This is a genomic window from Bifidobacterium parmae, from assembly GCF_002860365.1.
Lineage (GTDB): Bacteria > Actinomycetota > Actinomycetes > Actinomycetales > Bifidobacteriaceae > Bifidobacterium > Bifidobacterium parmae.
Genome location: NZ_NMWT01000015.1, coordinates 26303 through 44965 on the forward strand (window position 1 = coordinate 26303; position 18663 = coordinate 44965).

The window sequence follows — 18663 nt, forward strand, 5'->3', positions numbered from 1 at the left end:
GAGCCGATATCCGCCGAGCCGATATGGCCGTCACGACCGAACAACCTGAGTATGTCGCCGAGCCTGATCCGGCGACGCAGGAGATGACCGCCGCGCACGCCCGCTCGTACGCGGCGGACGTGCCGCATCCGAAGGGCGCCGCCGCCGCGGCCGCCCCTCCCGCGATTCCGCTCGCCCCAGCCAAGCGCGTGCAGGCGCAGTTCAATCCGCTCGCCGACGGCATGGTCTATCTCGTCGTGTTCGTCGGCGGCTGCGTGGGCACCGCCATGCGCTTCGCCTTGTCGCTGCTGCTGCCCGCACCCGCCGCCGCGCACGGTTTCTTCAGCGCGTTCCACACGGCCACGTTCCTCGCGAACATGATCGCGTGCCTCATCTTCGCGTTCGTCTCCACCTACATGTCGCAGGCCGCGTGGATCCGCAAGCGTGTGCGCCAGCTCACGTCGCGCGGCATCGGCATGGGCATGTGCGGCGGTTTCTCCACGCTCTCCGCGATGGTCATCGAGGAGCTCACCTCCATCCACGCCGATCAGATCGGCGGTTTCCTCTTCTACATGTTCGCGAGTTTCGCGGGCGGTCTCATCGTCGCCGCGGCGGGCGTGCGTCTCGCGCTGGCGGCGTCCGCGCGCCGTTCCGCGCGCGTCGTCGCGGACGCGCTCGCCGCCGCTTCCGGCGCGTCCGCCGCGGGCCGTTCCGGCCCCGCGCACGCCGCGCCGAAGCGTGACGTCGACGGCGTCGCGCTCGCCGACAAGCCGATCATGGTCGGCGTTTCCGATGATTCCGTTGTTCCGGGTGGTTCCGGCGACGATTCCGCGATTCCGTCGTTCGAACCGGCGCCGATCACCGATGAGATCCCGATGGTCGGCGATCCCGTCACCGGCGATGCGCACGGGGAGGCGACGCGATGACGTTCCTGCTCGTCTGCCTGTGCGGCGGCCTCGGCGCGGTGACGCGCTTCATCGTGAACACGTCGGTGCAGCGCTGGTGGAACCGCGCGTTCCCGCTCTCCACGTTCATCATCAACGTGATCGCCACGTTCTGCGCGGGCATCGCCGCGGGCGCCTACGCGTCCGCCACCGTCGACCATCACGCGTACCTGCTGTTCGTAACCGGGTTCCTCGGCGGATTCTCGACGTTCTCCACCGCGATCAACGAGATGGTGTCGCTCGCGCGCGCCGGCCGCCACCGCATGGCCGCGTTCTACTGCGCGACGACGATCCTTGTGCCGATCCTCTGCGTGGCCGCCGGCTGGTGGGTCGCCTCCCTCGGCGCATGACCATGCGAATTCTGTAACGTGGACGACATGATGTAATGCCCGTGAAATCAAACGCGGGGCCGCGTCATACTCGGGTAATATGCGGGCCGTGCGGTAACTCGCGGGAAACCGGAGCATAACGGCGTGCGCGGTTTGCCTCTCTAGGTTGTGAAGCACATCCAGAGAGGACATCCACATGACAGCCGTGAAGAACATCGAACGGCGTCGTCGGATGGGATTGTTGCTGTCGTCGATGTGCGCGACGGTGTTGACCCTACTGATGGCGTTCTGTTTCACACCACCCAACCAAGCCCAGGCGGCCGAAGCCGTCCCCACCTGCAACCCGTCCGCCACGAACGGATGCGTCAACGGCATCCTGCAGGACGCGTCCAAGAAGCCGATCGCCGGCGTCGAACTGAAGCTCACCGGCGCGGAAAGCGCCACGACCACGACCGACGCGAACGGCAACTGGGCGTTCAGCGTCGGCAAGGACGGCTCGTACACCGTCACGATGGACGAGTCCGTCGCCAAGGAGCACGGACTCAAGGCCGCGACCGCCACCGTCAAGGTCGAGAAGAACAGCTTCGACGCGGCCCGTCAGGTGGTCCGCTTCGACAAGCCCGCGCCGGCCGCGGGCGGCTCCGGTTCCGCATCCGGCAAGTCCGGCGGTTCCACGTCCGGTTCGACCTCCTCGACCGCGACGGCCTCGTCCGACGCCGGCGGTGCCGGATCGAACATCGGCGCGCGGTTCTGGCAGCAGCTCTACTCCGGCGTGATCTTCGGCCTCATGCTCGGTCTCATGTCCGTCGGCATGAACCTCGTCTACGGCACCACCGGACTGAGCTCCTTCTCGCACGGCGAGCAGGTCACGCTCGGCGGCCTCATGGCGTTCGTCGGCACGCAGATCCTGCACTGGCCGCTCGTGCCTTCAGCGATTGTTGCGATCGCGATCGGCGGCCTCACCGGCTGGATCCAGAACGAGATCGTGTGGGCGCCGTTGCGCCGCAAGCACGTCGGCACCATGCAGCAGATGATCGTCACGATCGGCCTGTCGATGGCATTGCAATACCTGTTCCAGTTCTTCTTCGGCGGCGACATCAAAGGCATCGTCAAGTCCGTGCCGAGCAGCTTCCAGGTCGGCCCGATCACCACCGATGCGCCGACGCTCATCTCCGCGGGCATCGCGATCGTCACGATCGTCGGCGTGAGCCTGTTCCTCTACCGGACGCGACTCGGCCGCGCGACCCGCGCCGTCTCCGACAACGCCGCGCTCGCCGCCGCGTCCGGCATCAACGTCGAACAGGTGGTGCGCATCGTGTGGATCATCTCCTGCGCGATGGCCGCGTTGTCCGGCGTGCTGCTCGGCGTCTACCTGAACGGCATCTCGTGGAACACCGGCGCGACGCTGCTGCTCCTCATGTTCGCCGCCGTCACGCTCGGCGGCCTCGGCACCGCGAACGGCGCGCTCGTCGGCTCGCTGATCATCGGCGTCGTCGCGGACATGAGCTCGCTCGTCATCCCCAACGACATGCGATACGCCAGCGCGCTGGCGATCCTCATCATCGTCCTGCTGGTGCGCCCGCAGGGCATCTTCGGCAAACAGCAAAGGGTGGGCTGAGACATGGACATCATGACCATCATCACCAACACGCTGGGCGAGCTCATCGCGCCCACCACGGCGGCGTACGCGCTCGCCGCCATCGGATTGAACATCCACTTCGGCATGACCGGACTGATGAACATGGGCCAGGCGGGATTCATGCTGCTCGGCGCATACGGTTTCGCGATCACGCAGTCGATGGGCGCGAACCTGTTCACGTCCGTGTGCGCTGCGATCCTGCTCGCCGTGATCTACGCGCTGCTGCTCGGCATCCCGACGTTGAAGCTCGGCCCCGACTATCTCGCCATGGTCACGCTCGCCGCGGCCGAGATCATCCGCATCATCGGCCGTTCCACCGCGATGACGAAGCTCACCGGCGGCTCGGCCGGCATCTCGCCGCAGGACTTCACCACGAAGTTCGAGAACCTGTCGCCCCTGCCCGACGATTCGACCACGTTCCTGTTCTGGACGTATTCGAACAACATCGCGAACTCGTGGTGGCTGCGCATCGTCGCCTGGGCGCTCGTCGTTATCGCCGCCGTGCTGTGCTGGCGCTGGTTCCGCTCCCCGTGGGGCCGCGTGCTCAAGGGCATCCGCGAGGACGAGAACGCGATCCGCTCGCTCGGCAAGAACGTCACCGTCTACAAGATGCAGGCGCTCATCATCGGCGGCATCTTCGGCGCGCTCGGCGGCATCATCTTCGTCCTGCCGCGTTCCGTGCAGCCCGATTCGCTGGGACGCGCGGTCACGTTCTACGCGTGGACGATCCTGCTGCTCGGCGGCGCGGCCACGATCTTCGGGCCGATCATCGGCTCCTGCCTGCTGTGGGTGCTGCTCACGTTCGTCAAGGAGCTGATGCGCGGCGCGATCCCCGAAACCGTCATTTCCTCCAACCAGGTCGAATCGCTCGGATGGGTGATCGTCGGCGTCGCGCTGATGTGCCTGGTGATCTTCAGACCGCAGGGTCTGCTGGGAGACCGAAAGGAGCTGGCCTTCAATGTCTGAGCAACTCGAGAACACGCCCGCGCCCGCGTCCGCGCCGTCGCCGGCGAAGGGCATCCAGCCCGGCAAGCCGTTCCACGACCTCGCCAAATGGGCCACCAAGGCCCCGGAGGGCGAGCACCTCATCTCCACCGCGTTCGGCGACAAGGTGAAGGAGGACCTCAAATTCGTCAAGAACGAGCCCGGCGTGCACAAGCCCGATCCGATCCTCGTGGCCGACAACGTGACGCGCCGGTTCGGCGGCATGACCGCCGTCGACGTCAAGCACTTCGAGATCGAACGGCACGGCATCACCGCGCTGATCGGCCCGAACGGCGCCGGCAAGACCACGTTCTTCAACCTGATGACCGGCTTCGACGCACCGAACACGGGCGCGTGGCGGTTCGACGGCAAGGACCTCGCGCACGTGCACCCCGAACAGGTGGCGCGCATGGGCATGGTCCGCACGTTCCAGCTGACCAAGGTGATGAGCCGCCTCACCGTGCTCGACAACATGCTGCTCGGCGCGCCCGTCCAGCCCGGCGAGGGCCTGTTCCGCGCGCTCGTGCCCGGCCTGTGGAGGAAACAGGAGAAGGCGAACATCGAGAAGGCGGAGGCGCTGCTCGAACGGTTCCTGCTCATCAAGAAGAAGGACGATTTCGCCGGCTCGCTTTCCGGCGGCCAGCGCAAGCTCCTCGAAATGGCGCGTGCGCTGATGTCCGATCCGCAGCTCGTCATGCTCGACGAGCCGATGGCCGGCGTCAACCCGGCGTTGAAGCAGTCGCTGCTCGACCACATCCTGTCGCTGCGCGAGGAAGGCACCACCGTGCTGTTCGTCGAACACGACATCAACATGGTCCGCCACATCGCCGACTGGGTGACCGTCATGGCCGAAGGCAAGATCGTCGCCGAAGGCCAGCCGAAGAGCGTGATGAACGATCCCGCCGTCATCGACGCCTACCTCGGCGCCCACGCCAACATCGACCTCGGCGACGACTCGGTGATGGACCTCAAGGAAAGCGAGGAACACTGACATGACCGCTACAGTATTGGCGCCCGCCGCGTCCGCGACCGACGCGCGTCCGCGCTCCGAAATCCACGTGGGCGAGCCGGAAGGCGAACCCCTCCTCGACGCCGTCGACCTCGTCGCCGGCTACATCCCCGGCGTGAACATCCTGAACGGCGCATCCCTCACCCTCCACGAAGGCGAGATCGTCGGCATCATCGGCCCGAACGGCGCCGGCAAATCCACGCTCCTCAAATCGTTGTTCGGGCTCGTCCACATCCACTCCGGGCATCTGATCCTGAAAGGCGAGGATATCACCAACCTGCGCGCCGACAAGCTCGTCTCCCTCGGCGTCGGCTTCGTGCCGCAGACCGAAAACGTGTTTCCGAGCCTCACCATCGCCGAGAACATGCACATGGGCGCCTACCAGGCGCCGAAGAAGTTCAACGAACGCTTCGACTACGTGTGCTCGATCTTCCCCAGACTGGGGGAGCGCAAGGACCAGCTCGCCGGATCCCTGTCCGGCGGCGAACGCCAGATGGTCGCCATGGCCCGCGCCCTGATGATGAACCCGTCCGTGCTGCTCCTCGACGAGCCGTCCGCCGGCCTGTCGCCGATGCTCCAGGACGAGACCTTCATCCGCGTACGCCAGGTCAACAAGGCCGGCGTATCCGTCATCATCGTCGAACAGAACGCACGCCGCTGCCTGCAGATCTGCGACCGCGGCTACGTCCTCGACCAAGGCCGCAACGCCTACTCCGGCAAGGGCCGCGACCTGCTGGAAGACCCCAAGGTCATCTCGCTGTACCTCGGCAACCTCGAACAGGAGGTAGAGGAAGAAGGCCAGTGATGGTGTGTCTTCGGCGTTGCCCCTCGGTCGACGTGCCTTCGCACGCCTTCCCTCGGTGCGCCTTGAATCCACACGCATCACCGACCTTCTTACAGAAGGCCAGTAACCCATATCCCGTCTCACAACACGTTCATATTCGCTTGAATAGAGAGGAAGCAATCATGAACAGCAAGAAGAGGATTCTATTCACCGCCACGGCGGCTGTCGCAGCCGCCGTCATGGCGCTCGCCGGCTGCGGCTCGGCAGGCTCGTCGTCCGCATCCGGCTCGTCGTCCGGCAAGAAGGACGCGTTCGTGCTCGGCGGCCTGTGGCCGGAAACCGGCTCGCTCGCCTACCTCGCGCCGCCGGAACTCGCCGCCGAGAAACTCGCCGTCAGCGACATCAACGCGGCAGGCGGCGTCCTCGGCAAAGACGTGACCACCACCGACGCCGACACCTCCGACGCGGACCATGCGGACCAGAACACGTCCGCCGTCCAATCCGTGATGTCGAAGAACCCGTCGTTCGTGATCGGCCCCGCCTCCAGCGCCGTCGTCAAGAACGTGTACAAGACCATCACCGAACAGAAGATCCCGATGCTCTCGATGGGCGCCACCAGCTCCGACTTCTCCGGCCTGAGCCCGTACTTCTTCCGCACCGTCCCGCCGGACACCGTGCAGGGCACCGTGCTCGGCCAGGTCATCGCGCAGGACGGCGTGAAGAACCTCGCCGTCGCGGTGTTCAACGACGAGTACGGCACCGGCCTGCGCGACACGGTCGTCAAGACCGTGAAGGACGCGGGCGTCAACATCGTCTACGGCGAGAAGGACGCGTTCGACCCGACCGAGACGAACTTCTCGTCCATCGCCACCGCGATCAAGGCGAGCAAGCCGGACGCGGTCGCCGTGATTGCCTTCGACCAGACCAAGCCGCTCGTCAAGGCGCTCGCCTCCGCCGGCGTCGACACGCACAAGCTGTACTTCGTCGACGGCAACACGTCCGACTATTCGAAGGATCTCGACGCGGGACTCCTCGAAGGCTCGAAGGGCACGATCCCGGGCGTACAGGCGTCCGACGAATTCCAGAAGAAGCTCGTCAAGGCGTACGGCAAGGACATCAGCACCTTCACCTACGGCGCCGAAACGTATGACGGCATCATCCTCGCCGCGCTCGCCGCACAGAAGGGTGGCAGCGCGGACGGCGAGACCATCCAGAAGAACATGGCGGCCGTCTCCGGTGCGAACGGCGGCACCGAATGCACGACCTACAAGGACTGCCTCGCCGCGCTGAAGTCCGGCAAGAGCATCCACTACAAGGGCGTGACCGGCATCGGCCCGTTCAACTCGAGCAACGACCCGAGCTCCGCCAACATCGGCGTGTACAAGTTCGATGCGAAGAACGTGCCGAACTTCGACCACGCGCAGGAAGGCAAGGTCCCGACCAAGTGATCGGAAGCGGCGTTGGAAGCGGCGTTGGAAGCGGCGTGAGGCCGATCTTCTGATGAAGGCGTCCTGATGCCGATTCGGTGAGGGCCCGTCGATGCGTTTGCCGCGCATCGACGGGCCCTCATGTTGCCGCTCTTCCGACCCTCGTGTTTCTGTGCTTTCGCACGTCCGGCCGCTCAGCCGCGGTTGTCGAACATCTGCAACAGCATCTTGCTCGGTTCGAGCGCGTAGACCGTGTGCGGCAGGCGCGCGCTCAGATACACGATGCCGCCCGCCGTGAGCTCGACCTCGCGCTCGCCGCCGCCGATGCGCAGCCGGCCTTCGAGCACCTGGATCGTCACGGGCATGGCCGCGGTGTGCTCGCTCAGCGCCTGGTCCTTGTCGAAGGCGAACAGCACGGCGCGCAGGCCGTCCTCGCGCAGCACCGTGCGCGACACGGTCGCCTCCTCCTGGATGTCGATCAGCGCGGCCAGATCGGCGACGTAGCCCAGATGCGGTTCGACGGTGATGGCGTGGCCTTCGGCGTCGCGGCGGCACTTGCCATGCCCGCCGCCGCACCTGCACTGGTGCCGTGCGGGCTGTGGCTGTGCCGGCTGTGTGGTCTCGTTGGTGGTCTTGGTGGTCTCATCTGCCATGATGCGCTCCCGTTCGTCAGCCCCGTGGGCCGTATGGATGTTTCGTCACCATCCATTATCAGGTCTTCCGGTAGCGATGCGTTGTGGTTCTCGGTGGGTTCGGCGCGTTTGATTGTGAAGAGCCCAAGATCTGTAGCCCTGTAGTCCCTATACCCATCGCCCGGCTTCCCGCTCCCGCTGGCGGGAGCTGTCAGACGGAGTCTGACTGAGGGTGGTTGTGAATGCGAAAAGGCCGGGGCGCGTAACGCTCCGGCCTTTCTCTGTGCCCCCGCAGGGATTCGAACCCTGGACACGCTGATTAAGAGTCAGCTGCTCTAACCAACTGAGCTACAGGGGCAGTTGGTTCCTTTCGGAGAGCCCCGAGTGAGAATTGGACTCACGACCTCTTCCTTACCAAGGAAGTGCTCTACCACTGAGCTATCGGGGCGTGGCGGATAGTGGATTCGAACCACTGAAGCACGAAGCGGCTGATTTACAGTCAGCTCCCTTTGACCGCTTGGGAAATCCGCCGATCCGTTCCCTCCGCGGCCAGGCCATTCGGCCCGACCCCTTAAAGGCAACCTGAACATAATGGCACGTCATCGCGCATCGCGCAAGTCGGCACGTCGCGCGGGTCCCGTCGTGCCGTCACCATCACATTCACGATGATGACGGCACGTGTTCACCTGCACGTGGTCGAATACACATCCTGTGGAAACGCGCGCGGAGTACACCGGAGATTGATAACGATGAGGCCCGGCCCTAAGGAACAGAGGAACGAAGGAGCGATCATGCAGAACAGCAATCATTACGAAGCGCATCACTACAACGCGTCGCACGCCGACGACAACCAGTACGACGCCTACATGTACGACGAGTACGGCATCGAGCGCTGACTTCGTCGCGTGCGATGCCCCCCGCAGGGCGGGGAAACCGGAATGGCGCGCGGGCGGCGTTGATGCCGCCGTTTCAGCGGCCCTTATCGCATTTGCACCCTTTCGCCGTGTCGAACGTGGTGCATCAGGTCTCCAAGGCCGATGTCGCGGGCGTCCTCATGCACTAGTGCGTCATGCTTGGCGATGGCGCGAATGATGTCGCGGCATCGGCATTCGCCGTCCGCGTCCAGATGGCGCGCCAGGCAGCCGGCTCCGACCACCGGCAACTCCAGCACGCATGTGGCCTCGCGAATCAGGCGGGAGACCACGGCACCGGTGGAGCGTTCGTCATAGATGCCGTCTTCCGCTCCCAGACCGTAGAGGCAGAGCCGGTCGTCATCGAAGAACCGTTCCTCGAATTCGTCCAGTCCGACCGCGTTGGCGATGGCCCCGACGAACATCGACCCACCCCACTCGTTGAGACTGAACGAATCAGCCAGATACTGCGCCACCGGCGTAGCCTCAAGGCCCACCGGCAGGGAGATCAGGAACGCGTCCGCTTTGCCGTGCAGTGATTCGAGCGTCCGGCCGATGTCATGCTTGACCGTGCAGCTCATGCAGCACTCCTCCAGTCCGAACGAATCGGACTCTCCGAACACCACGCCGCTCACCTGCGGGCGCGCGATGTTGCGGATGATGTCGAGCCCTGATTCCGCGGCGTCGTTCGGGCGCACGTCATAGGTGATCGTGCACACGCGGGGAAGGGAATCGGCCAAGGAGAACGCCACGGCATCAAGGCTCAATCGGTCGGCTCCGGTAAGCAGCACCACGGGGGTGCGGTCTTCGGCGTTTCTCTCGGCGTTTCCTTGTGTTTGCAGGTGCGGATGGATCATGTCAGCCTTTCTTATTTGATAATGGTTATCATTATGATACACTCGCAGACATGTCCAAGCAATGTCAAGTCCTGGGGAAGCGCGCCTCGGCCGGCAGCCGCGTCTCCCACTCACACAGGAAAACCCGCCGCACGTTCAGCCCGAACCTGCAATCCAAGCGCTACTGGGTGCCGTCCCTGCAGCGCCATGTCACGCTGACCGTCAGCGCCAAAGGCGTGAAGACCATCGACCGTATCGGCATCGAAGCGGCGATCGCCCGCATCGGGCGCAATCAAGCAACCAACTGATTCGGCCGCATCGCCGCATACGAGACGTCGCACTGCAACAAACCACATGGAAATCGCGTGGGAAACGCGTAGAAAGCACTGCTCATGGCAAGCAAATCAGCCGCTATCCGCCCGGTGATCACCCTCAGGTCCACCGCAGGCACCGGATTCACCTACACCACCACCAAGAACCGTCGCAACACGTCCGACCGTCTGGAACTCATCAAATTCGACCCCATCGTGCGCCGCCGCGTGACGTTCCGTGAGACTCGCTGAATCGGCAAACAAACCAGGCAAAGGAGCATCATGGCCAAAACCAGCAAGATCAACCGACAATTGCAGCGCGAGCGCATGGTCGCCAAATACGCCGAACGCCGCGCCGCATACAAGCGAGACAGCGTCAACCCGCATCTGACCGCGGAGGAACGCGCCGAAGCGATGTGCAAACTGCACACGCTGCCCCGGGACGCCAGCCCCACCCGCCTGCGCAACCGCGACTCCATCGACGGCCGCCCGCGCGGGTTCAACCGCAGATTCGGCCTGTCGCGCATCAACCTGCGAGAGAAGGCACACCGGGGCGAACTGCCCGGCGTGGTGAAATCCAGCTGGTGACACGCCGGTCCTACCGCGATGCGGGTCCGATCCACAAGACCCAAGGCACACGGCAACAGGCAAACCACATGACCGCACATAAGGAAAACGCAAGACAAACACCATGAAGAACAACATCCACCCCGCATACGGCCCCGTGGTCTTCCATGACCGCTCGGCCGACAAGTACTTCCTCACCAAGTCCACGCTGGTGGCCAAAGCCAAGAGCCTGCCGACCATCGAATGGGAGGACAGCAACACCTACCCGCTCGTCAACGTGGAGGTATCCAGCTACAGCCACCCGTTCTACACCGGCAGGAACGTGGTGCTCGACACGGCCGGCCAAGTGCAGAAGTTCAACGCCCGTTACGGCAGGAAATAATCAGCCGCCGCGATTTCGCGGCAATAGGAAAGGACACAGGAACGCAATGAAGGTCAAAGCATCAATCCGATCTCTGGCGCGCAAGGACGGTTCCGTCATCGTGCACAGGCGCGGACACCTCTACGTGATCAACAAGAAGAACCCCCGATGGAAGGCGAGGCAAGGCTGATGGCACTGCCCAAATACAGAAAGTCCCGAGCAAATACGCGTTCGCGCCGCTCCAACTGGAAGGCCAAGGTACCCCAGCTGGCCACCGTACGCACGCCGGAAGGCGACGTGGTTCAGGTTCCGCAGAATCTGGCCGCAGCCGTACGAAAGGGATACATGAAGCCATAGCCGTCATCCCCGAATCCCACACCCACGACATTCCCAAGCATCCGAGAGAAGAACATACAGCAGAAAGTCAGAGCATGATTGACCAGAACACCAGCCAGCCCTCAGCCAACGTCCCCAGGCGCAACACCATCATCGGCATCGTCGTCGCGCTCATTATCGGCGCCGTACTGGGGGGCCTGATCACAGGCGCATTCACCTTCCCCAGACCGAACAATACGGCTTCATCGGCGGCCGGCAACACCGCAAGCACGGGCGCGGACACCACTAGGGATTCCTGCGACACCACCTTCACCGTGGTCGCCTCCGTCAACCAGTGGGGTTCGCTCGCGCGGGAACTGGGCGGTTCGTGCGCGCAGGTGACGTCGCTGATCAATTCCACGTCCGCCGATCCGCACGATTATGAAGCCACCCCCGCCGACCTGGCCAAGCTCTTCAAGGCGGACATCGTGGTGCTCAACGGCACCGGCTATGACGGTTGGGCGGAAAAGGCCCAGCTCGACGCAAAGCGCCAAACCATCGTGAACGTGGGCGATCTGATGGGCATCACCGCCACCGAAGAGCATTCCCACGGGCATGCCGAAGGCGAGGAAGGCCATCATCACCACCACGGTTCCACCAATCCCCACCTGTGGTTCAGCCCCGAAGCCGTGCTGAAAGCCGCCGAGGCCATCAATGCGGCGTATGTGGACAAGGCCGGGGCGGGTTCCGCCACCGCCTCCACCGTACAGCGGCACTTCAACGAGTGGAACGGCGACTACGCCGACTTCGTGACCCTGGTGAACAAAGCACGCGCTTCCAACGTGCAGCGCAGCTACGTGGCCACCGAATCCATCATCAGCTATCTGCTGGAATACATCGGCGCGGTCGACAAGACCCCCGTGACCTACACGAACGCGATGAACAGCGAAGCCGAACCCTCCGCGGCGGATCTCAAGAACGCCATGGACATCGTCTCTGGCGATGATGTGGACCTGCTCGTCGTCAATCCGCAGGAGATGAACGGCTTCGCCAAGAAACTCAACGAGGCCGCGCAATCCAGCAACAAGACGATCATTTCCGCCACCGAACAGCTGCCGGAGAACCAGAAGACGCTGCTCGGCTGGCTCACGTTGATCGCCAACCAGGCACTGGCCACCGACACCACCAACGGCTACTTCCTGACCCAGGACGTCAAGGACCGCAGCCTGTCCGACTACGAGGGCGAGTGGCAGTCCGTCTACCCGCTGCTCCAGGACGGCACACTCGACAAGGTGATGGAGGCCAAGGCCAAGAAGGGCGACATGACCGCAGCCGAATACACGAAGTACTACGACGCCGGCTATAAGACCGATGTGGAGAGGATCGCCATCAAGGGCGATCAGATGAGCTTCACCCGAGGCGGCAAGACGGCCACCGCCACCTATGAGTACAGCGGCTTCAAAATCCTCGACTACGCCAAGGGCAATCGCGGCGTGCGCTATCTGTTCACCGCCACCGGCGACGCGCCCGAAGGTGCACCGAAGATCGTGCAGTTCTCGGATCACGGCATCGCGCCAACCAAGGCCGCGCACTTCCACATCTTCATGGGCAATGATTCCCAAGAAGAGACCTTGAAGGAAATGGACAACTGGCCCACGTATTACCCGGCGTCCATGAGCAAGGAGGAAGTAGCCACCGAGATGCTGGCTCACTGAGCGGCCATTGGACTCAGTGGTCGTCTGGCTGAGCGGTCGTCTGGCTGAGCGGCCGTTGGTAGGCGGACATTGGCTGACGATGTCCCGCATGCCGATCGCGCCATCGGCATCAGCTTCGGCTGTTTCGGAGCGGGTTTTCGGCGTTGACGTCGTTCAGATAGTCGCGCAGGACGACCGCATGGTTGATCAGCGAGTCCTTGGCCGCATACAGGAGCGTGACGGTGCCGTGAGTCGTGATGATGTCGCGCAGCGCACCGACCGCCTCCGCGTTGGCGTCCAGTTCCGCCCGGTATCGTTCGGCGAACTCATCGAAGCGTGACGGGTCGTGTCCGAACCATTTTCGCAGGCCGGGCGATGGCGCGATGTTCTTCATCCACAAGTCGAGCGAGGCGCGCTGCTTGCTCATGCCGCGCGGCCACAACCGGTCCACCAGCACCCTGTAGCCGTCACTGGGTTCCGGTGGATCGTAGATGCGTTTTACGATGATGCTCATGCCCACCATCATCGGCCCATGGATGGGCAACCCGTTTTCTCGGCATTTCAGCAACAAAAAAGGGCTTCCAGATTTCTCTGAAAACCCTGTTGGCGGAGGATACGAGATTCGAACTCGTGAGGCTGTTACACCAACACGCTTTCCAAGCGTGCGCCATAGACCACTAGGCGAATCCTCCATGTGTTTCCCTGAACTCCTGAACAAGCAAGCTCAGCACACAATTGAGAGAGAATAGCATGGGGTTTGCAGATGTGTCCAATCTTGTGCGGTATCGGCGTGTCGCGAGGGTGGTGCGGGGGTGTCGCGAGGGTGGCATGAGGACATCGCAAGAGGTATCGCAAGGGTTTGCCGGTACCGCTCGTCCGTTGCATGCGCCCGTAGGAGGATGATGATTCGATAAGGCGGAATGCGCCTCGGCGTATCGGCACGTCGCCTGTCATCGCCGTTGATGCTTGTTTCCTGCGTATGTTCCTGCCCTTCAATCGGAGCGTCAGGAGCCTTCCCGACATCCATCATAGAGTGTGAAGGTTAACGGAATGTGGTGAACCGTCAACCGGCCGCCGACGGTTCATCGTTCGGCCCGTCGTCCGGATTCCGTGGGGCGGCGGCCCGCCGTCGGAGCGTCTCGCCGTTCGGCGGGTAGTGAGAGAATAAAGCGCATGACCGAAGTGAAGACGACCGCAAACGCCGCGAAGACCACGAAGACCGTCGCGAAGACTGCGAAAACCGCGAAGAAGGACCCCAAGAGCATCGACAAGCTTGCCATGGTCATCACCACCTACAAGCGCCAGAACCTGCTCGCCACCCTGTTCGAGTCGATTCTCGCGCTCGAACAGGCGCCGTGGCGCGTCATCGTCGTCGACAACGAGCAGTCCGACGAGACCAAGTCCATGGTCGAGGACTTCTCCGCCAACGTCACCGCGCAGTGGGGCAAGACCATCGCCGACCGTTCCGGCAACCAGGAGCGCGTCGTCTACGCGCCGCAGACCGAGAACCTCGGCGGCGCGGGCGGCTTCTCCGCCGGCGTGAAGAAGGCGTACCAGCTCGGCGCCGAATGGTTCTGGGTGATGGACGACGACGTCGCCGTCCTGCCCGACGGCATCGCCAAGCTCGCCCCGTGGACCCGCCGCCACGAGGTCATCCAAGGCAGCCGCTTCGACTACGACGGCGGCCCGTTCTACTGGCAGTACGATTTCCGCATCGGCCTGGGCATTCCGAACCCGATCGCACCGGCCGCGTTCGGCCGCGCCGGCTTCCGCACGATGAACACGCTGTGCTTCGAGGGCGGCCTGTTCAACCGTCGCGTCGTCAAGGAGATCGGCCTGCCCGATCCGCGCTTCTTCATCTATTGGGACGACACGATCTACGGCTACCGCGCGAGCAAGGTCACCGCGCCGATCGTCATCCCCGATGTCGTGCTGCGCCGTACGCGCGAGATCGGCAACTGGGATATCGCCGGCCTGCGCCAGCTCAACTCCACGTCCGACATGAACCGTTACCACATCATGCGTAACCGCGGCTACATGGCCCGATACTTCATGGTGTACGGCGACTACCGTCCGTTCCTCTTCGGCCTCGGCACGATTGCCACCGCCGCGAAGGAGCTCATCCGCCTCGTCATGGTCGACCGCGAGCATCTGCGGACCGGCGTCGTCCAGATTGCGAAGGGTTGGTGGGATTCCCGCAAGCTCCTGCACGACAACGCGTGGCGCCCGATGCCTTGCCCGCTGCCCGATGTGCTCGACGACTGATCCGGGACGGTTCCGCCGCCAATCGGCGTGCGGTGGATGCGGCCAATGTCGGGTCTGCTGTCGGGTCTGCTACGCGATTGGTGATGGCGCTTGATGGGCGATCAGCTGTTAGGGGGTATGGGGGAGGGAATATCCCCCATACCCCCTTCTTATGGTTTGTCTCCTTGAATTATGCGGCCATTTTGTTGAAACTCTCGGATTTCGCGGCTGGTTGCGCTGCGCGATGTGAACAGTGCGCGTCGGCTCGGAGCATGCGTGAGGCGCGTGTTGGGGGTGCTAAGGGGGTATTTGACGGGGGTATAACACCTTGCGTCAACCATGCCTCGAGACATGCGTCAGCCATCCGCTGAGACTAGACCGCACCTTGCGGAGACACACTTTGCGGAAATGGATGGCCGTGTTGCGGGGTCCTCGAATCGCGCGGTTTTCTGCGTTTGCCAAGCTCTGTGCAAGCAGGGGATTTGACGAATTGGTGGTTCGCCGATGGCTATGAATAGGGGGTATCTGCCTTAATAGGGGGGTATTGCACGGGGGTAAAACCGAGAAAAGGTTCCACTGTTTGTCTGCCGAGACGCCGTGACTTTAGTATCTCTGTATCCTCGCCATTGTCCGTTCTTTGCCCCCGTTTTACCCCCGTTGCACATACCCTCGTTATCACGTCATACCCCCGTTGCCCGCGACTCCATGGCGGACGAATGCCGTCAATGCGACGTCAAAGGAACGGTCGTAGGCCCGTTGCCTCTTCGTCCCATCCATAGTCGTGTTCGCCGCGCCTTGCGAGTGCGCCGCCCATGCTGCAGATCAGTTGCCATCCACAGGGCATGAGCGTGTGGGGATTCGGGAACGTCGAAACGCGGGAACGTGCGGACTCTGGAATTTAGGAACTCGGGAACCTGGAGAGGACTTGGAACGTGTATGGTTTGCGGTGCTTGGTGCATGGTTGAGCGCGTAATGTGCATGGTCTGAAGGGCAATGTGCATGGTTGGGCAGGTAATGTGTAGACGAAAAGGGCCGACCTGCATGGTGTGGTGCTGAAGGCGCGCTGTCTGGGGTCATTCACGTCGTGTAACTTCCGCGGAATTCCAAGGGTCGCGGTCCCGCCGATAATCGGTGGAGAGGCCCCCTTCAGGGGCAGTCCGTACAGGTTCGAGCTGATGAGCTACAGGTTCGCTCCGTTACTCTACAGGTTCTTGTCTGGACTATACAGGTATCTGTCCGAACCATACAGAAATGTGCTCAAACCATACAGGTTCGGGAACGGGCACTATTGCCCGTTGCTGTCGGGACATACCCGCACGTGATTGGCCGGCATGACGGTATGTCGGGGAGGGGAAGAGCGGATAGGGGTTGCTCTGCCTTTCTATACGCTGGTGTGACCGGAATCGCGGGATGGGCCACTTTGCGAGGCGAGTCCTCACGCGACGTTCTCTCTCGTATATTCCTCCCGGCAATCGTCTCCGGTTATCCACCGCCTTATGCACGCTCATCCACCAAGGGGCGGCCCGATTTCATGCCCGCATCCCAATCGCCTACGCTAAGGCCATGAACGCGACAACACCAGCAGCACCGACATCGCCGACACCGACGGCAACCTCAGGCATTGCGATGAGGCAATTGGCCCTGAACCGGCTTGATGAGCTGCGCAAGGCCATGGATCTGGCGAACAACCATGGCGTCGCATTCGAGTGTGGTCTGATCTCGGCACTCAGACTGCATGGCGTCGAACTGCCGCTGCTGCCGCGCGGAACCCTTGATTTGGAGAAGCTGCACATCGTCGTGGATGACCCAGCGAAGCGGCGTATCTGGAACGGTGCGCAATGCCATCTTCTGGTCAAACCGTCGTGGCGTTCGATTCCCGAAGAGCATCGGCGCGAGTATTCGCCCACCCAGATCGTCGAGGGCGTGCATGCCACGCATCCGCTGCTGGTCTGGGCGCAGATGGCGCGGATTCTCGACGAGGAGGAGCTGACGGTGCTCGCCGATTCGATGATGCGCCGCAACCAATCCGACCCGCATTTCACCCCGGACGATTTCAACGCGTTGCTCGAGGTCCTGCCGCCGCGGTTCAAGGGTCGTGCGAAATGCCGGAACGCCGTGCGACGCATGCGCGAGAACACCGACTCCTCGATGGAGACCCGTCTGCGTCTCAGATTGGAGGCCGAACCGTTACCCGAGCTCCGTACGTTGCAGGTCAACCACAAGGTGGCGGTCAATGAGACCGGTGCATCCGTGTACCTGGACATGGCGCTGCCCGATCTGCGCATCGGCATCGAATACGCGGGTCGGCATCACGCCGACCAGTGGGGCGACGACGTGTCGCGTCAATCCGCGCTCACCGCGGTCGGTTGGGAGGTATTGACCGCGCACAACGACACGTTGAAGGATGCCGGACAGTGGCGTGAGTTCCTGATCCGGCTGACCGCGCTGGCGCTGACCCAGCGGCAGCGGTGAGTCGTGTGGGCCAGCTCCGTCCCCGCTGGCCCCGTGTCACCACCGTCAGCGCCGCCGTCGGCGCCGCCTCCAGTGAACGCCATGTGACCGTCTCGCCGTCGCCTACGCCCGCATGCGCCTATCGTGTCTTGCGTATCCCGCGGATGCCCAAACCCGACGCATCCCGCGGACGCACAATCCCAACAACCTCAACAATCCCAACAACCCCAACAACCCCAACAACCCAATCCCAGGTAGGCCAAATCCATGTTGTTCCAATCCGGCGCGCTGCTGCTTGCCATCATCGGTCCGTACGCGCTCAAGCACCTGCACGTGTTCGGCGACCGCGACTACAAGGTGGCGCAGGGCCTCGTGTTCAACCTGACCCTGCCGTGCGCGATCATCCTCTCGTTCGCCACGAACAAGCACGACATGCGCATGCTGTGGATCGTGCTGTTTGGCTTCTTCGCCTGCGCGATTCCATTGTTTGTCGTCTACGCGGGTTCACGTGGCGACGAGCGCAACTACCGGGCGTTCCAGATGCTCAACGCTTCCGGCCTGAACCTGGGCGCGTTCTGTCTGCCGGTGGTGCAGACGTTCATGGGCGCGTCCGCGGGTCTGCCGGTCATCATGCTGGACATCGGCAACGCGACGGTCGCGACGGCCGGTTCGCTCACGATCACGCGCACGCTGCTGCACATGGACGACAATTTCAAGAGCCTGCCGATGATCCTGCGTCTGCGCAATATCGCGCGTGATTTCCTCGGTTCGATCAGTTTCGACATCTACATGCTGATGCTCGTGTTCATGTTCCTGCACATCACCATCCCGCAGCCGATCGTCACGCTGATCACGCCGTTCGCCAATGCGAACGCGTTCTGCGCGATGGCGATGATCGGCCTGATGATGGAGGTTCCGGACAATCGCAAGGACAAGATCGAGCTCGCCAAGGTGATCGCCTGGCGCGCGCTGTTCGGCGTGCTGATCGCGCTCGCCGCCTGGTTCCTGCTGCCGTTCGATATGCGTATCCGCGAGATCGTCGTGCTCGGCGCGTTCGCCCCGATCACGATCTTCTCGACGAAGTTCACCGATTCCCTGACCGGCAACGCGAAGCTCGCCGGTTTCTCCCTGACCGTCACCGCCGTCATCTCCCTGATCGTGATGACCGCCCTCCACGCCGCCCTGCCCGGTGCGTGAGTGCGTGTAGGGCGGCTTCGAAGTCCGAGCGGCGGCAAAGGCTGTGCGC

The 18663-nt window shown here is 63.1% G+C and carries 20 protein-coding genes and 4 tRNA genes; 17 read left to right on the forward strand and 7 right to left on the reverse strand.

Features of this window, described 5'->3' with window-relative positions; genetic code table 11:
- Window positions 1–23 precede the first annotated feature (23 nt).
- The 7 genes from Uis4E_RS06220 (at window position 24) to Uis4E_RS06250 (ending at window position 7116) form a co-directional block, all read left to right on the forward strand.
- Entirely contained in the window at window positions 24–905 is an 882-nt protein-coding gene (locus Uis4E_RS06220) for a FluC/FEX family fluoride channel (RefSeq protein WP_101622342.1), read from the forward strand.
- Window positions 902–1273, forward strand: coding sequence for a fluoride efflux transporter FluC (locus Uis4E_RS06225; protein ID WP_101622343.1), 372 nt, complete (start codon window positions 902–904; stop codon window positions 1271–1273). The genes Uis4E_RS06220 and Uis4E_RS06225 overlap by 4 nt, the downstream gene beginning before the upstream one ends.
- Before the next feature lie 175 nt (window positions 1274–1448).
- Window positions 1449–2870 carry an ABC transporter permease subunit gene (locus Uis4E_RS06230; RefSeq protein WP_101622344.1) on the forward strand — a complete coding sequence of 474 codons (1422 nt, stop codon included), beginning with the start codon at window positions 1449–1451 and terminating at the stop codon, window positions 2868–2870.
- A 3-nt stretch (window positions 2871–2873) separates the two neighbouring features.
- The gene (locus Uis4E_RS06235; RefSeq protein WP_101622345.1) at window positions 2874–3857 is read left to right on the forward strand and encodes a branched-chain amino acid ABC transporter permease; all 984 of its coding nucleotides are present in this window, start codon (window positions 2874–2876) and stop codon (window positions 3855–3857) included.
- On the forward strand, window positions 3850–4866 hold the full coding sequence (locus Uis4E_RS06240) for an ABC transporter ATP-binding protein (protein ID WP_243394378.1): 1017 nt from the start codon (window positions 3850–3852) through the stop codon (window positions 4864–4866). The genes Uis4E_RS06235 and Uis4E_RS06240 overlap by 8 nt, the downstream gene beginning before the upstream one ends.
- Before the next feature lies 1 nt (window position 4867).
- A complete protein-coding gene (locus Uis4E_RS06245) occupies window positions 4868–5689 on the forward strand; it encodes an ABC transporter ATP-binding protein (RefSeq protein WP_101622346.1) in 822 nt (273 codons plus the stop codon).
- A gap of 161 nt (window positions 5690–5850) precedes the next feature.
- Window positions 5851–7116 carry an ABC transporter substrate-binding protein gene (locus Uis4E_RS06250; RefSeq protein ID WP_101622347.1) on the forward strand — a complete coding sequence of 422 codons (1266 nt, stop codon included), beginning with the start codon at window positions 5851–5853 and terminating at the stop codon, window positions 7114–7116.
- A 173-nt stretch (window positions 7117–7289) separates the two neighbouring features.
- Here Uis4E_RS06250 and Uis4E_RS06255 read toward each other — a convergent pair whose 3' ends face one another.
- The 5 genes from Uis4E_RS06255 to Uis4E_RS06275 all read right to left on the reverse strand — a co-directional run bounded on the left by Uis4E_RS06255 (window position 7290) and on the right by Uis4E_RS06275 (window position 9495).
- Window positions 7290–7748 carry a cupin domain-containing protein gene (locus tag Uis4E_RS06255; protein WP_243394382.1) on the reverse strand — a complete coding sequence of 153 codons (459 nt, stop codon included), beginning with the start codon at window positions 7746–7748 and terminating at the stop codon, window positions 7290–7292.
- Between the two features lie 263 nt (window positions 7749–8011).
- A tRNA-Lys gene (locus tag Uis4E_RS06260) sits at window positions 8012–8085 on the reverse strand.
- Window positions 8086–8103: 18 nt separating this feature from the next.
- Window positions 8104–8175: transfer RNA gene (locus tag Uis4E_RS06265), tRNA-Thr, on the reverse strand.
- Between the two features lies 1 nt (window position 8176).
- A tRNA-Tyr gene (locus Uis4E_RS06270) sits at window positions 8177–8258 on the reverse strand.
- Between the two features lie 448 nt (window positions 8259–8706).
- Window positions 8707–9495: a hypothetical protein gene (locus Uis4E_RS06275; RefSeq protein WP_101622348.1), complete on the reverse strand. Its 789-nt coding sequence runs from the start codon at window positions 9493–9495 to the stop codon at window positions 8707–8709.
- A 50-nt stretch (window positions 9496–9545) separates the two neighbouring features.
- Between Uis4E_RS06275 and rpmB the strand changes: the two genes are divergently transcribed.
- The 7 genes from rpmB (at window position 9546) to Uis4E_RS06310 (ending at window position 12743) form a co-directional block, all read left to right on the forward strand.
- Window positions 9546–9782 (forward strand): 50S ribosomal protein L28, encoded by a 237-nt coding sequence (gene rpmB / locus Uis4E_RS06280; protein WP_101622349.1) that lies wholly within the window; start codon window positions 9546–9548, stop codon window positions 9780–9782.
- 84 nt (window positions 9783–9866) lie between these two features.
- Window positions 9867–10037, forward strand: a complete 171-nt coding sequence (rpmG, locus tag Uis4E_RS06285; RefSeq protein WP_101622350.1) for a 50S ribosomal protein L33 — start codon at window positions 9867–9869, stop codon at window positions 10035–10037.
- A 30-nt stretch (window positions 10038–10067) separates the two neighbouring features.
- Window positions 10068–10373 (forward strand): 30S ribosomal protein S14, encoded by a 306-nt coding sequence (gene rpsN, locus Uis4E_RS06290; protein ID WP_101622351.1) that lies wholly within the window; start codon window positions 10068–10070, stop codon window positions 10371–10373.
- A 103-nt stretch (window positions 10374–10476) separates the two neighbouring features.
- On the forward strand, window positions 10477–10734 hold the full coding sequence (locus Uis4E_RS06295) for a type B 50S ribosomal protein L31 (RefSeq protein ID WP_101622352.1): 258 nt from the start codon (window positions 10477–10479) through the stop codon (window positions 10732–10734).
- A gap of 46 nt (window positions 10735–10780) precedes the next feature.
- Complete coding sequence (locus tag Uis4E_RS06300; protein WP_101622353.1) at window positions 10781–10903, forward strand: ribosomal protein bL36; 123 nt, start codon at window positions 10781–10783, stop codon at window positions 10901–10903.
- Window positions 10903–11070, forward strand: coding sequence for a 50S ribosomal protein L32 (gene rpmF / locus Uis4E_RS06305; RefSeq protein ID WP_101622354.1), 168 nt, complete (start codon window positions 10903–10905; stop codon window positions 11068–11070). Before Uis4E_RS06300 ends, rpmF begins: the two co-directional genes overlap by 1 nt.
- A 74-nt stretch (window positions 11071–11144) precedes the next feature.
- Window positions 11145–12743 carry a metal ABC transporter substrate-binding protein gene (locus Uis4E_RS06310; protein ID WP_101622355.1) on the forward strand — a complete coding sequence of 533 codons (1599 nt, stop codon included), beginning with the start codon at window positions 11145–11147 and terminating at the stop codon, window positions 12741–12743.
- A gap of 109 nt (window positions 12744–12852) precedes the next feature.
- Here Uis4E_RS06310 and Uis4E_RS06315 read toward each other — a convergent pair whose 3' ends face one another.
- Together Uis4E_RS06315 and Uis4E_RS06320 are read right to left on the reverse strand one after the other, a co-directional pair.
- Window positions 12853–13236 (reverse strand): DUF488 domain-containing protein, encoded by a 384-nt coding sequence (locus tag Uis4E_RS06315; RefSeq protein WP_101622372.1) that lies wholly within the window; start codon window positions 13234–13236, stop codon window positions 12853–12855.
- Window positions 13237–13326: 90 nt separating this feature from the next.
- Window positions 13327–13414 (reverse strand) — tRNA-Ser (locus Uis4E_RS06320).
- 586 nt (window positions 13415–14000) lie between these two features.
- On the opposite strand from Uis4E_RS06320, the gene Uis4E_RS06325 reads away from it, so the two are divergent.
- From Uis4E_RS06325 to Uis4E_RS06335, 3 genes are all read left to right on the forward strand, one after another.
- The gene (locus tag Uis4E_RS06325) at window positions 14001–14987 is read left to right on the forward strand and encodes a glycosyltransferase family 2 protein (protein WP_243394386.1); all 987 of its coding nucleotides are present in this window, start codon (window positions 14001–14003) and stop codon (window positions 14985–14987) included.
- A gap of 1605 nt (window positions 14988–16592) precedes the next feature.
- Window positions 16593–17438: a DUF559 domain-containing protein gene (locus tag Uis4E_RS06330; RefSeq protein ID WP_165784883.1), complete on the forward strand. Its 846-nt coding sequence runs from the start codon at window positions 16593–16595 to the stop codon at window positions 17436–17438.
- Window positions 17439–17684: 246 nt separating this feature from the next.
- Window positions 17685–18614, forward strand: a complete 930-nt coding sequence (locus tag Uis4E_RS06335) for an AEC family transporter (protein ID WP_101622358.1) — start codon at window positions 17685–17687, stop codon at window positions 18612–18614.
- Window positions 18615–18663: the final 49 nt, after the last annotated feature.